The 13,822-nt window shown below is 70.7% G+C and carries 10 protein-coding genes and 1 pseudogene; 10 read left to right on the top strand and 1 reads right to left on the bottom strand.

Annotated elements, in window-relative coordinates; all coding sequences use genetic code 11:
- The first annotated feature begins 421 nt into the window (after positions 1 to 421).
- The 10 genes and pseudogenes from ACIRVK_RS39165 (at position 422) to ACIRVK_RS39120 (ending at position 12,933) form a co-directional block, all read left to right on the top strand.
- Positions 422 to 1,102, top strand: coding sequence for a TetR/AcrR family transcriptional regulator (locus ACIRVK_RS39165; protein WP_404255863.1), 681 nt, complete (start codon positions 422 to 424; stop codon positions 1,100 to 1,102).
- 271 nt (positions 1,103 to 1,373) lie between these two features.
- Positions 1,374 to 2,954: an ABC transporter substrate-binding protein gene (locus ACIRVK_RS39160; protein ID WP_404255861.1), complete on the top strand. Its 1,581-nt coding sequence runs from the start codon at positions 1,374 to 1,376 to the stop codon at positions 2,952 to 2,954.
- A gap of 124 nt (positions 2,955 to 3,078) precedes the next feature.
- Positions 3,079 to 4,509 carry an amidase gene (locus tag ACIRVK_RS39155; protein ID WP_404255859.1) on the top strand — a complete coding sequence of 477 codons (1,431 nt, stop codon included), beginning with the start codon at positions 3,079 to 3,081 and terminating at the stop codon, positions 4,507 to 4,509.
- Positions 4,506 to 5,537, top strand: coding sequence for an ABC transporter permease (locus tag ACIRVK_RS39150; protein WP_404255857.1), 1,032 nt, complete (start codon positions 4,506 to 4,508; stop codon positions 5,535 to 5,537). The genes ACIRVK_RS39155 and ACIRVK_RS39150 overlap by 4 nt, the downstream gene beginning before the upstream one ends.
- Complete coding sequence (locus ACIRVK_RS39145) at positions 5,527 to 7,374, top strand: ATP-binding cassette domain-containing protein (protein ID WP_404255855.1); 1,848 nt, start codon at positions 5,527 to 5,529, stop codon at positions 7,372 to 7,374. The genes ACIRVK_RS39150 and ACIRVK_RS39145 overlap by 11 nt, the downstream gene beginning before the upstream one ends.
- Positions 7,374 to 8,198, top strand: coding sequence for an ABC transporter ATP-binding protein (locus ACIRVK_RS39140; protein ID WP_404255853.1), 825 nt, complete (start codon positions 7,374 to 7,376; stop codon positions 8,196 to 8,198). Before ACIRVK_RS39145 ends, ACIRVK_RS39140 begins: the two co-directional genes overlap by 1 nt.
- Before the next feature lie 58 nt (positions 8,199 to 8,256).
- Positions 8,257 to 8,817 (top strand): agmatine deiminase family protein, encoded by a 561-nt coding sequence (locus ACIRVK_RS39135; RefSeq protein WP_404255851.1) that lies wholly within the window; start codon positions 8,257 to 8,259, stop codon positions 8,815 to 8,817.
- Between the two features lie 52 nt (positions 8,818 to 8,869).
- A pseudogene (locus tag ACIRVK_RS39130) lies at positions 8,870 to 9,325 on the top strand (TetR family transcriptional regulator); the annotation flags it as partial.
- 135 nt (positions 9,326 to 9,460) lie between these two features.
- Entirely contained in the window at positions 9,461 to 9,901 is a 441-nt protein-coding gene (locus ACIRVK_RS39125; RefSeq protein WP_123968897.1) for an Lrp/AsnC family transcriptional regulator, read from the top strand.
- A gap of 62 nt (positions 9,902 to 9,963) precedes the next feature.
- Positions 9,964 to 12,933, top strand: coding sequence for an aminotransferase (locus tag ACIRVK_RS39120; RefSeq protein ID WP_404255849.1), 2,970 nt, complete (start codon positions 9,964 to 9,966; stop codon positions 12,931 to 12,933).
- Positions 12,934 to 13,372: 439 nt separating this feature from the next.
- Here the strand turns inward: ACIRVK_RS39120 and ACIRVK_RS39115 are convergent, their stop codons facing one another.
- On the bottom strand, positions 13,373 to 13,660 hold the full coding sequence (locus tag ACIRVK_RS39115; RefSeq protein WP_404255847.1) for a transposase: 288 nt from the start codon (positions 13,658 to 13,660) through the stop codon (positions 13,373 to 13,375).
- Between the last annotated feature and the right edge of the window lie 162 nt (positions 13,661 to 13,822).

Below are 13,822 nucleotides of genomic sequence, written 5' to 3'. Positions count from 1 at the left end.
CCCGCTCGAGCGCGACCGGGCGTGCTGTCGGTGTGCCGCGCGGAATGTTCCCGTTGACGGACTGGACGTACTTGGGCTTTCGCCCGGTGCGGCGAAGGGGGCCCGCGCCCGAACCGGGCGGAGCCGGTTCGAGGGTGGGGCGCGTGCCGGGCGTCGCGATGGGGCGAACGTTGCCGGTCGCGGCACTGGAAACCCGCCGTCGGCATGTACGCGCCGCCGCGGTCCATGGGGAAGTTGACTCTGGGCTTCCCTTCTGCTGTGGAAACCGCGACCAGGAGGGACGGTTGGGGGGCACTCCGGTGACCTGGCCCGGGACGATCCGCTCAACAGCTGTCGCATACTGTGGTCTCATTGTCGCCGGTAAGAAGGCGCAGGCTGCGGCGGCGTGGGCGCTCGCCGTCCGTCCGAGGGAGGCGTTCGAGTGGCAGTTGGCGGCCGGTCGACGAAGCGGCTCCAACGGGGAACTCTTTCCCAGGGGCTCATCGTGGAGGCGGCGCTGCGGATCCTCGACGAGGACGGGCCGGACGCGCTGACCTTCCAGCGACTCGGCAAGGAACTGTCCTCTTCCGCAACCGCGGTCTACCGGCACTTCGCGAGTCGCGAGCACATCATGATCGCCGTCGCGGAGGAGCTCGACAGGCTCTCCCTCGACGGGTACGAACCGCACGAGTCGTGGACCGAGTCGCTGCGGGATCTGGCGATCCGTGCCTGGAACACCGCCCTGGACCACCCGGCGGCCGCCGCGCTCTGCATGGGGAGAGTCACCCGGGGCGTTCACGAGTTGCGCGCCGTTGACGCCGTCCTGGAAGCGTTCCACCGCGGCGGCTGGCGCGGCCGGGCGGCCGTCCTGCACTACCAGGCGTTCTCGAACTTCATCCTCGCCATGGCGAGCAACAACGCCTGGCGGCTCGCCAACCAGCGGTTCGGCGCCGAGGTGAACTGGGTGCAGGAGTACCAGCCGGCGGATCCTGCCATGTACCCCTACGCCGAGGCGGCAAAGGAACACCTGCGCAGCATCGACATGACCGACGTCTTCCGCCGGCAGACGGACATCCTCCTCACGGCCCTCGAGGCGGAGGCGGCGACGCTCTCGCGCGACTGACGCGCGGCCTTCGTCAGGCTTCACGGCTACGCCCAGCAACGTTCCATGGCCGAAACACTGAGGCGTGCCTGGCGTACACAAAGATAGTTAACGCTATTGACTACGTCGTTCACTTGGCGGCATCCTCTCCACACCGAGAGCTCCTCGGCTCGCTCCTACGCGGCGCCCACCCAGCGCCGCGCGCACCGCCTCCGCCCTGAACTGCTCGCGCTCGTCCCGCCCGGTTCCCTGAGACCTGCGCAGAGCGCGACCTCCCTCTGCAGGAGCACCCATGCGCCAGACCCGTACCCACGCGGTCCCAGTGACCGCAGCAGTCGCCATGACGGCCGTGCTCGCCGGCTGTACCACCACGGGATCGACGTCCCAGGACTCGAGCGGCGGCGGTGCCGCAACGGTGACGAAGATCCGGACTACGATCGATGTGCCGGCGGGCTTCGATCCGGCCAAGGCGTTGTCCCTGCCGGACTACCTGCTTGCCCGCGACAGTTACGACACCCTCGTACGCAAGGACGAGGGCGGGCTTGTCGGCGGGCTCGCCACCAAGTGGACGAACACGCCGACCTCGGCCACGTTCACCCTGCGCACCGACGCGACCTGCGCCGACGGCACGCCGATCACGCCGACGGTCGTCAAGGCGTCCCTCGACCGCTTCGTCGACCCGAAGACGGCGGCGCCCGACGTCCCCACGGTCTTCGGCCCCGGCAACAAGGTGACAGTGACCGCCGACGACGCGGCGCGGACGGTGAAGATCACGCTCGCCAGGCCGTGGGGCGACATGGTCACCGGCCTGTCGGTCGCGAGCACGGGCATCGTCTGCCCGGCAGGACTCAAGGACCTCAAGGCCCTTGCCGCAGGTAAGGCCAAGGGGTCCCAGTCCGGCCCGTACCTTCTTCAGAAGTCCCAGTCAGGCGTCTCGTACTCGTACACGCTTCGCCCGGAGTACAAGGCGTGGCCGGCCTGGCGCACGAAGATCCCCGGCAAGGTCGCCGCGACGATCGAGTACCTGGTCTCGCCCGACCCCACGGCGACCGGCAACCTTGTGACGAGCGGACAGCTCGACATCGGCAAGATCGACGCCTCCGGCATCCCGCGCTTCAACGGCGTGGGCGGCTACTCCGTGAGCGTCAGCCGGTTCTCCGACTTCTACCTGCTCTTCAACGAACGACCCGGCACGGTCTTCGCCGACGTCGCCACCCGCCGGGCAGTCGCCCAGGCCGTCGACCGCGCCGCCTTCGCCAAGGTCGCCTCGAAGGACACGGGCGAACTGTCGACCATGTTCGTACAGAAAGGCACCCCCTGCAACGATCCTGGCACCTCCTTCCTCGTACCGACGGACAAAGCCCCGGCGGCGGCCGTGCTCAAGGGCAAGAAGATCCGTCTCGTCGGCCCCCAGGTCGTCGGACCGGCCGGCGCCGGAAACCAGTACATCCAGGAGGCGCTGCGGGCCGCGGGTGCGGACGTCACCCTCGCCAACGTCGACGTCGGCACGTGGGTCGGGACCGTGTTCGGCAAGCCCGACGCCTGGGACCTCACGGTCTTCGCGGATCTCAACTTCCTCGGCAGCCTCGCCAACCCGCTCGGCCACTTCGTCGGTCCGACCGTCCAAGAAGGCGGCGGCAACCTGGGCGCGGTGAACAACCCCGTGGTGAACAAGGCCTTCGCCCAGGGCGCCGAGGCGACGACCGACAAGGCTCGCTGCGCCGCGTACCAGACGGCCGCCAAGGCCCTGATCTCGCAGGCGGACGCGGTGCCGCTGGTCAACGACCCGTTCATCTACGCACTGCGCAAGGGATTCAGCGCACGGATGCTCGGCGCCTCGCTCGACGATCCCATCCTGCGCATCACCGGCTGACGGAGAGGCCGTCCGCACGCGGCGGACACCCACGCGGTCGGACCCGAGCGTCCCGCAGGGAGGAACCCCGCGCCGTTCCGACGTCCCGCACCGATACCTTGCACCGTTCCGACAGGAGCCCCTGGTGATCGACCCTTTCAGCACCGCCCAGCAGATCGCCGACCTCGTGCGCACGAAAGAGGTCAGCCCGGTGGAGGTGGCCGAGACCTACCTCGACCGCATCGAGCGGATCAATCCCGCCGTCAACGCCGTCGTCTGGCTCGACGCCGACGCCGTGCGCGCGGCGGCCGTCCATGCCGAGCGGGCGGTGCTGCGCGGCGATCCGCTCGGCCCGCTGCACGGCGTCCCCGTCCCCATCAAGGACCTCAACTCCGTGGCGGGACAACCCAACACGATGTCCTCACTGGCGATCCGGGACACCCCGCAGACGGTCACGGACCCCGACGTCCAGCTCCTCCTCGATGCCGGCGCGATCCCCCTCGGCCGGACCAACTCGCCGGAGTTCGGTGCGCTGACCGTTTCCGAGAACGCCCGGCACGGCAAGACGCGCAACCCCTGGAACCCGGCGCACACCTCCGGCGGGTCGAGCGGCGGTGCGTCGGCGGCCGTCGCGGCCGGGCTCGCCCCGGTGGCACACGCCTCCGACGGCGGCGGATCGATCCGGGTCCCGGCATCCGTCACCGGCCTCGTGGGCCTCAAACCGAGCCGGGGACGCGTGCCCGCGTTCGTCCGGGGCTGGGAACACTCGACGACCGAAGGTGCGATCACCCGCACCGTGCGCGACGCGGCCCTGATGCTCGACGTCATGGGCCGTGCCGACCGGCTCGCCTGGTACAGCGCGCCCGAACCGGGTCGCCCGTACATCGAGGAGGTCGGTGCCGATCCCGGGCGGCTGCGGATCGGCCTGCTCCTCGACGCGCCGACCGGGCTGCCGGTCGACGAGGAGTGCCGCAAGGCGGCGCTGACGGCCGCGCAGGCACTGCGCGACCTGGGACACGACGTCGTCGAGGCCCGCCCGAAGATGTTCTCGTACGAGGCGATCATGGGCTTCACCTGGACGATCATCAGTGCCTCCACCTACGCCATCGAGCTCGACGATCCCGACGCGGTGGACCCCTACATCCGGCGCCGCCGGGAGACCGCCCTCGAGGTCACCGCGGGCGACTACGCCCGGACGGCGGCCCGTCTGCAGGCCGAGTCACGCGACGTGGTCGCCCAGTGGGGCCGGGACTTCGACGTCCTCCTCACCCCGACCACGGCCGTTGTGGCGCCGCCGGTCGGCCCCGTGTACGACGAGGCGAACTCCGACCCGGACGGCCCGCGGGACACCGAGACCCGGATGGTCTCGTTCACCGCGTTCGTCAACATCGCCGGGCTGCCCGCCATCTCGCTGCCCGTCCATACGACCGCGGACGGACTGCCGGTGGGTGCGCAACTCGTCGGCGCGCCCTACGACGAGGCGACGCTGCTGCGGCTCTCTGCCCAGCTCGAACCGCGGTTCCGCTGGCACGAGCGGCACCCGGACGACGCCGCGCTCACAGGGGCGGCGCTGTGAGCGCCGGGTCCGCGGTCCCGACCGGACCGCTGCGGGCCGCACTCGTCAGGCGCGTTCCCCGGATGCGGATGAGCGGTGGCTGGGCCGGGTTCGCCGTCCGCCGGGCGGGCGGGCTGCTGATGTCCATGCTGCTGCTCGTCCTCGTGACGTTCCTCATCGTGCCCCTGCTGCCCGGGGACCCGGCCCGCGCCATCGCCGGCACCAACTCGTCCCCGGCCACGCTCGCGGCGATCCGCGCACGACTGGGCCTCGACGAGCCGCTGGCGACGCGGTTCGTCCACTACCTCGGCGACATCGCCTCCGGACGGCTCGGCACCTCGTTCCGGTTCGACACCCCGGTCGCCGACATCGTCGCGACCCGGTTGCCGTACACCGTCCAGCTCGTCATCCCGGCCGTCCTGCTCTCCCTGGTCATCGCCGTACCGCTGGGCATGACCGTCGGCGTCCTCACCCGTGACGGACGCCGCCGCCGGCTCGGCGTCGGCTTCGGCACGCTCGCCGGGCTCCTCGCGTCGGCGCCGGTCTACGTCGTCGCGACCCTCCTCATCGTCCTGTTCTCGATCAGCCTCGGGCTGCTGCCGTCCGGCGGCGCCGCGACACCGAGCGCGCTCGTCCTGCCGATCGCCGCGCTCTGCATCGGTCCGGCCTTCGCCATCGCCCGGGTCGTCCGGCAGGAGACGGCCTCGGTGCTCGCCCAGGACTACATGAGGACCGCCCGCGGCCACCGCCTGGGCTCCGTGCGCCTGCACCTCCGCCACGCGCTGCCCAATCTCGTGACGAGTGTCCTCACCCTGAGCGGTCTCGTCCTCACCTCCCTGCTCGGCGGGACGATCATCCTCGAGAACGTCTTCACCTACCCGGGGCTCGGCACCGAGGTCGTCCAAGCGATCATCTACAAGGACTATCCGGTGATCCAGGGCATCATCCTCGTCGTCGGGATGCTCGCCCTGCTCGTCAACCTCCTCGTCGACGTCGTCCTTGGAATCGTCGACCCCCGCACTCTTGAGGGAGGTCGTCGTGGCCACTGAAGCGACCATGCGCCGATGGCTCCGCAACCCGTCGCTGCTGTCCGGCGCCATGATTCTCGGACTGCTCCTCGTCGTGGCCCTCGTGGCCCCGCCGCTGCTGAGAGGTTCCGCCGAGACCCTCACCGGCAACGCCCGGCTGGGGCCCGGCGCCGGGCATCTCCTGGGCACCGACGCCTTCGGCCGTGACGTCCTCGCCCGGGCGCTCGTCGCGACCCGCCTCACCCTGCTCATGGCCGCCGCAGCCACCGCCGCCTCGTTCGTCGTCGGCGTCGCGATCGGCGCACTGGTCCACCTGGCACCCGGGTGGCTGCGCGAAACCTGTCTGCGGCTCATCGACTCGGCGGTAGCCTTCCCCTCGCTCGTGCTCGCCCTCGTCATCGCGGCGGTGCTCGGACCGGGCACGGTGTCCGCGATCGTCGCGATCGCCGTAGCCGGCGTCCCCGGGTTCGCACGGTTGACGGCGAATCTCGCCGCGACCGTCGCGGACAAGGACTACGTCCTCACTGCTCGCCTGCTCGGCGTTCCCGGCCTGCGCATCCTGGGCCGGCATGTCCTGCCGAACATCAGCGGGCCGCTGCTGGTGCTCCTCAGTTCGAGCTTCACCCTGTCCCTGCTCGACATCAGCAGTCTGTCGTTCGTCGGCCTCGGTGTGCAGAACCCGCAGTACGACTGGGGCCGGCTGCTCAACGAGGCGCTGCCGTCGATCTTCGCCCAGCCGTCGGTCGTCCTCGCCCCGTCGATCATGCTCATCGTCACCGGGGTGGGCGCCATGCTCCTCGGAGACGGCGTGGCCTCACTCGTCGACCCGCGAACCCGCGGCACAGCGCCCGCCCCGGCCAAGACGGCGGACGCGGCGGGACCGGCCGCCCCGGCACAGGACGACGCGGCGCAGGCGCCTTCGGCGCCGAACGGCGCGGGCGCAGCGGCCGGCACGCAGCAGGACGGCCTGCTGACCGTCGCCGGGCTGACCGTGCAGGCCGGCGACCGGACGCTCGTCGACGACGTGTCGTTCACCATCGGAGCCGGCCAGATCGTCGGCCTCGTCGGGGAGTCGGGTTCGGGCAAGTCCACCATCGCCATGGCGGTCGCGGGCCTGCTCCCCGAGGGCGTGCGGGCGAACGCGTCGCGCCTTGCCCTCGGCGACCTCGACCTGCTCGGAACACCGCCACAGCGACGCCTCGCGACCGAGATCGGCATCGTCTACCAGGACCCGATCGGCACGTTCAACCCCGCGCTGAGGCTCGGCACCCAGCTCACCGAGGTGGCCAGGGTGCATCTGGGGAAGCCCCGGCGTCAGGCCGCGCGGGACATGGTCCGCGCCCTGGCCGACATCCACGTCACCGAGCCCGACCGGCGGCTGCGCCAGCACCCGCACGAGCTGAGCGGCGGCATGCTCCAGCGCGCCTCGATCGCCTCCGCGATGACGACGAAACCGCGGCTGCTCATCGCCGACGAGCCGACGACCGCACTCGATGTCACCGTCCAGGCGGAGGTGCTGCGCCAGTTCCGGCGCATCAACCGCGAGCACGGCACGGCGATGCTGTTCATCTCGCACGACATCGGCGTGGTCGGCGTGCTCTGTGACACCGTCCTGGTGCTCCACGGCGGCCGCGTCGTCGACCGCACGACGGGCGGCGACCTGCGCCGGGGGACGGTCACCCACCCCTACACCCGCGCGTTGCTCGCGGCGACGCCCGCCGCGGTCGAGGCCGGTGGAACCCTCAGCGCGGTCCGGTGGTCGGCCGACGCGCATGCGACGCAGACGAGCGGGTCGCCGTCGGACGACCTTTCCGACAAAGCCGCGGACCGCCCCCCGGCCGCGGAAGGGAGCCGCTGATGTCCGCCACCGCCACCACACCGGACCCGCAGGCGGCCACCCCGCTGCTGCACGTCGAGGACCTCACCGTCGAGCTCGGACACGGCGTCGCGGCCCGCAGGGTCCTCAAGGGAATCTCGTTCGACATCCCCCGGGGCAACACCCTCGCACTCGTCGGCGAGTCCGGGTCGGGCAAGACGACGCTCGCGCGGACACTCGTCGGCGTCCACAGGCCATCGAGCGGCCGGATCCTCGTCGACGGCGCCCCGCTGCGCACCTCGCGCGGACGGGCGGGAGCCGCGACGGTCCAGATGATTCCGCAGGACCCGTACTCCTCCTTCGACCCGCGGCGCACCGTCGCGCAGTCGCTCGCCGAGGCACTCGATCCGATCCAGGCCAGGGTCAAACCGGTCCAGGACCGGATCGCCGAGCTGCTCGTCCAGGTGAGCCTCGATCCGGACAGCATGGATCGCTACCCGCACGAGTTCTCCGGCGGCCAACGGCAGCGGCTGGCGATCGCACGGGCCCTCGCACCGCGTCCCCGGTTCGTCATCGCCGACGAGATCACCTCGGCCCTGGACCTGACGACCCAGGCCGAGATCCTCAACCTGCTCGCCGATCTGCGCCGCCGGCTCTCGTTGACGATGCTGTTCATCTCGCACGACCTGGCCGTCGTCCGGCACGTCAGCGACACGGTCGCGGTCCTGCTGCACGGGGACCTCGTCGAGCTCGGCCCGACCGGAGCCACCTTCGCCGCGCCGAACCACCCGTACACCGCTCAACTCCTCGCGTCCGTCCCGGGCGACCCGAGGTTCCGCCTCGACGACGAGCCCGCCACGACGTGAAGCGACCGGACGCGGTGCGGCTTCCGGCCCGCCGACCGACCCAGGCGGTCGGCGGGCCGTGCGGATCGCCGTGTACGTCTCCGACCTTGCGGGCTCGGCGCAGACGTACACCTCGGAACTCGTCGGCGAAGGCGGTGCCAAGCACGTCGACGGCGAGGGCACGGTCCTGCTCACGGAGACGGTCCGGCTCGGGCCGGAACGCAACCCGCACGGGACCCGCGAGCAGGTGAAGGCCGAGATCCACGCCCTCCTCGGCACCCGCAAGGCGATCTGGCTGCCGCGCGGCCTCACCGCGGACTACCCCCGTACGGCTTCGGCACCCTCGGCCATGTGGACATCGTCGCCGCGTTCGCCCGTCCGTGTGGTCGTGGCCCATGTGCAGCCGGACCCGGCGCACCCCGACCACGAGGTGACGCAGAAGGTCGTCGGCCTGCTGACGGCGCAGACCGACGCGCGCGGCCGTCGCCTGGAGGTCGTCGAGGTGCCCGCCCCGACCGTCCTGGAGGCCGACGGCCGCTGGGCCGACACGGTGACGCTGGTGGACGCGCGGCCGATCTTCGCGGGCGGCGGCGGCATCCACTGCATCTCGCAGCAGCAGCCGAAGGCCGTGGTCGGGTAGAACTTGCGGGTGGGTAGGAGATCGGCTGCTGCGGTGCGCAGGGGCGTACGGCATGACCGCCTCGGGAGCCCGCCGCCGCACTCCCGCTCCGCTCCGCAAGGACGTGCTCGCCGCCGCCATGGACGTGATCGCCGAGCATGGTCTGGAGAAGCTCACCATGGCGGCGCTCGGCCGTGAGGTCGGGATGAGCTGCGGCCATCTCCTCTCCTACGGCTCGGCGCCGAGCGCGGGCCGGCTGCTGACCGCACCACCTCCGTACGTGAGCGGCTTGACGCGTACGTCGACCTGTGCGTGCCCAACGGCCACGGGACCCGCACTGGAGTGTGGAACCGCTCGCGGGCTGCGGCCTGATGGCACTGCTGGCGGAGGGGGTGTCGAGGGGCGAGTTCCGGCGGGTCGACCCGGACCGTTCGGGTTCTCCATCCAGGCGGGGATCGGGCTGCGGGGCACGGATCGGGCGCAAGTCATCTGCCACGTACGGGAGTTCCTGGACGACAGCCTCCTGGCGGCCTGGCGCTCACGGGAACCCGCACACCCGATTCGCTCGATTCCATCGTCATCACACTTGAATCGAGCGCGCGCATCCAGCATTATGCTTGAAACAAGCACAATGCCTGCCGTTCACGCAGGAGGAAGGTGCCGCATGGACGACATCGACCGGGCCATCCTGCGGGAGCTACAGGTCGACGGCCGGATCCCCTACGCCGATCTGGGCCCGAAGGTGGGGTTGTCACCCTCGGCCGCGAGGCTCCGGCTGCAGCGGCTGATCGACGCCAAGGCGGTCCAGGTCGTCGGAGTCACCGACCCGATGACCATGGGCCAGCAGACGATGGCACTCCTGGGCCTGCGCATCGACGGCGATTCCCGGGCGGTCGCCGATGAACTGTCCCGGCACGACGAAGTCGTGTACACGGTCCTGACGGCCGGCGGCTTCGACCTGTTCGCGGAGGTGGTGTGCCCTCAGCCTCGGGATCTTCTGGACTTCATCAACGACGTCGTGCGGCCCGTCGAGGGTGTCGCGTCCGTGGAGAACTTCCCCTACTTCGCGATTCACACCCACCGCTTCCTGTGGCACGTCGACTGAAGGTGCCGCCTGAGGAATCCGAGCGTCCAAGCCCTGTTCGCCCCACCAGCCGAGGAACCTGCATGCTGCCCGACCAGTACCGCACCATCGACTTCTTCACCGAGGGCGCCCTTCCCACACCCCGCATGGCGCCGGCCGAGGCTGAGCTCATCGCTGCGGAACACTTCGGCATCACCGCTCGCGCGCAGGCGCTGGGCAGCCAGCAGGACGCCAACTTCCTGCTCACCACCGACGACGGGACGCCAGCGGCGATTCTGAAGATCGCCAACCCCGCCTTCGGCGCGGTGGAGGTCGAAGCCCAGGACGCGGCAGCCGACGTGATCGCCTCCGTCTGCCCGGAACTGCGCATTGCCACGGTCCTGCGCCGCCCTGATGGCTCCCCACGGCGCACGACGGTGGACACCGAGAACGGTCCGGCCGTCGCGCGCCTGCTGCGCTACCTGCCGGGCGGCGCGCTCTCGGGACCACGGCACCTGTCCCCCGGCACCGTGGCGGGCATGGGCACGCTCGCCGGAAAGGTCAGCACCGCCCTGCGCGGCTTCCGGCACCCGGGCCTCGACCGCGTGCTCCAGTGGGACCCGCGGCACGCCGACCGTGTCGTCGCCAGGCTCGCCGGGCACATCGACGAACCCGACCGGCGCACGGCCGTCGAGAACGCTACCGCTGAGGCCTGGGCGTATGTCCAGCAGCGTGCCGCCATGCTGCCGTTGCAGGCCGTGCACCTGGACCTCACCGACGACAATCTGATCCGCTGTGCCGACAGCCGTCCGCCCATGCCGGACGGGGTCATCGACTTCGGTGACGTGACCACGAGCTGGGCGGTCGGCGAACTCGCCGTGTCACTGTCCTCGATGCTCCACCACGACGGAATCGAGCCTCACCACGTGCTGCCGGCCGTCCGCGCGTTCCACGCCGTACGGCCGCTCTCCCCCGAGGAAGCCGACGCGGTGTGGCCACTCGTGGTCCTGCGCGCCGCCGTCCTGGTGGCCAGCGGGCGGCATCAGGCCGCCGTCGACGAGGACAACCTCTACGCCAAGGACGCGCTGGACCACGAATGGCGCATCTTCGAACAAGCCACCTCGCTGCCCCTGCCGGTGATGATCCGCCTCATTCGGGATGCGACGGGCATGGCCGACGTGCCTGCCAGGCCCACGCAGGCCGATGCGCCGGTGCGCCCTCTCCTGCGGGACCTCGCCGCCGCCGACATCACCGTCCTCGACCTGTCCACCGACGCCGATTCCCTCGACCACGGAGCCTGGACGGACGCCGGCACCGAGGCCCGGCTGGTGACCTCCGCGCTCGCGGACGGAGCGGCCGCCGTCGCCACCCAGTACGGCCGGGCGCGACTCACTCGGACACAGGCGCTGTCGGCGGTGTCCACCGCCACGGTGCCCACGGGAATCGACCTCTGGCTCGGCCGGGATGCCGTGGTGCAGGCCCCCGCCGCGGGGCAGGTCCTCGCTGCGGAACCGGGCCATGTGGAACTCACCTACGGCGCGCAGGTGCTGTCGCTGTCCTTCCCCCGCGAGATCCACCCCGCGGTCACCACCGGTGCGACGGTGCAGGCGGGCGAGGACATCACCCACCTCGGCTCCGGTGCCCCGGTCCACGTTGCGCTGCACGACACCGACGGTCCCGCCGCACCCCGCCTGGTCCGTCCCGAGTACGCCGCCGGCTGGCTCGCGCTCACCGCCGACCCCGCCCCGCTCCTCGGCCTCCCGGCCGACTCCGGCCGTACCCCCGAGAGGGACCTGCTCGACCGGCGTGCCGCCGCGTTCGCCACCGTGCAAGAGCACTACTACGCCAACCCTCCGCGTATCGAACGCGGTTGGCGCCACCATCTGCTGTCCACCGACGGCCGGTCGTACCTCGACATCGTCAACAACGTCACCCCGCTGGGCCACGCCCACCCCCGCATCGAGCAGGCGGTCTCCCGGCAGTTGCGACGGCTCAACACCAACTCGCGCTTCCACTACGCCTCCGTGGTGGAGTTCACCGAGCGCCTCGCCGCCCTCCTCCCCGACCCCCTGGACACGCTGTTCCTCGTCAACTCCGGTTCAGAAGCGGTGGATCTGAGCCTTCGCCTGGCCATCGGGGCCTCCGGCCGACCCGACGTCGTCGCGCTGCGCGAGGCGTACCACGGCTGGACGTACGCCTCCGACGCAGTCTCCACCTCGCTCCAGGACAACCCCAACGCCCTGGCCACCCGCCCGAGCTGGGTGCACACAGTGGACTCGCCCAACTCCTACCGCGGCCGCCACCGCGGGCCGGACGCCCTGCGCTACGCACCCGAGGCCGTCGCGGTGATCGACGATCTGGCCGCTGCCGGCAGCCCGGCGGGAGCATTCATCGGCGAGACCTTCTACGGCAACGCCGGAGGAGTCGCCCTCCCCGACGGCTATCTCGCCCAGGTGTACGCGGCAGTACGGCGTCACGGAGGCCTGACCATCGCCGACGAGGTCCAGGTCGGATACGGCCGCCTGGGACACTGGTTCTGGGGCCTCGAGCAACAGCAGGTCGTCCCCGACATCGTCTGTGTCGCCAAGGCCATGGGCAACGGACACCCCCTCGGCGCCGTCATCACGTCCAAGGCGGTCGCGGACCGCTACCGCGACCAGGGCTACTTCTTCTCCTCCACCGGCGGCAGCCCCGTCTCCAGCATCGTGGGCCTCACCGTCCTGGACACCCTGCGCGACGAAGACCTCCAGGGCAACGCGGTACGCGTCGGCGGCCATCTCAAAGGCAGGCTCGAGGCACTGGCCGACCGCTACGGCATCATCGGCGCCGTCCACGGCTCGGGCCTCTACCTCGGCCTCGAACTCGTCCGGGACCACACCAGCCTGGAACCCGCCACCGAAGAGACCGCCGAACTCTGCGACCGCATGCTCGACCTCGGCGTGATCGTCCAGCCCACCGGGGACCACCTCAACATCCTCAAGATCAAGCCACCGCTGTGCATCGACACCACCGCGGCCGACTTCTTCGCCGACATGCTCGACCTGGCCCTCACCCAACTCGGCCACTCCCACTGACGTCCTGCAGCGGACCACCTCCGGGGGGCGTCACCCGCAACAACGGCCTGCTCCACCACTCCGCCGACGCCCCCATCGGCGGAGTCGGCAACTCCGGCACCGGTGCCTACGGCGGCAAGGCCGGATTCGACGAGTTCAGCCACCGTCCGCCGGTAGCCGCCCAGACATGCACCACCGACGCCATCGTCGACGCTCCGCTCCTCGATCCCGCGCTGCAGTTCGAGATCGGTCAGGTGATCAGCCGAGACGAAGGCATCGCCCTCCTACCGACCCGCACCTCGCCTCAAATGCTCATTCAGCATTGATCCAGCGCGGAACCCCAGGCGTTCACGCCCGGGAGGAAGCGCTTCTTGACGCTGCTGCCGTGACACACCCAGCAGCCGGGCCATGAGGGAGACGTCGTGGTGTGCTCTGTTCTCGTCGATCAGCCGGTAGCACATCACCGGCTGGTCTCCCGGACGAAGAAAACCGTGGCCTTGCGGAGGATCTCCTTCTCCTCGCGCAACTGCTTCACCTCGCGGCGCAGTTGAGCGGGTTCCTCCTTCTCGTCGCTGGTCAGCCCCGGGCGTTCCCCGGCGTCCACTTGGTCCTGGTTTACCCAGGTGCGGATGGTCTGGGCGGACGGCTCGAACTCCTTCGCCAGGTCCTCTGGCGAACGGCCAGCCCGAACCAGCTCGACTATCTGGCGACGGAACTCCGGCGGGTAGGCCGGACGCGTCCTTGGCACGATGAACTCCTCCTTGCGGGACTCAGTGTCCCAAAGCGGAAGGTTGTCCATCTCACCGGGGCAACTTCCAAGGCCGGGTAGTTAGCGCTGATGACCGGGGCGCAAGGCAGTGGCCGTTGGCGGTGCGGCTGCCGCGTAGCGGCCTGTACGGATCCTCTTGAT

The organism is Streptomyces sp. NPDC101152, from assembly GCF_044768275.1.
In the GTDB taxonomy this organism is placed as follows: Bacteria; Actinomycetota; Actinomycetes; order Streptomycetales; family Streptomycetaceae; genus Streptomyces.
Note: the sequence above shows the minus strand (reverse complement) of the source record. Positions and strands in the feature narration are given on the sequence as shown.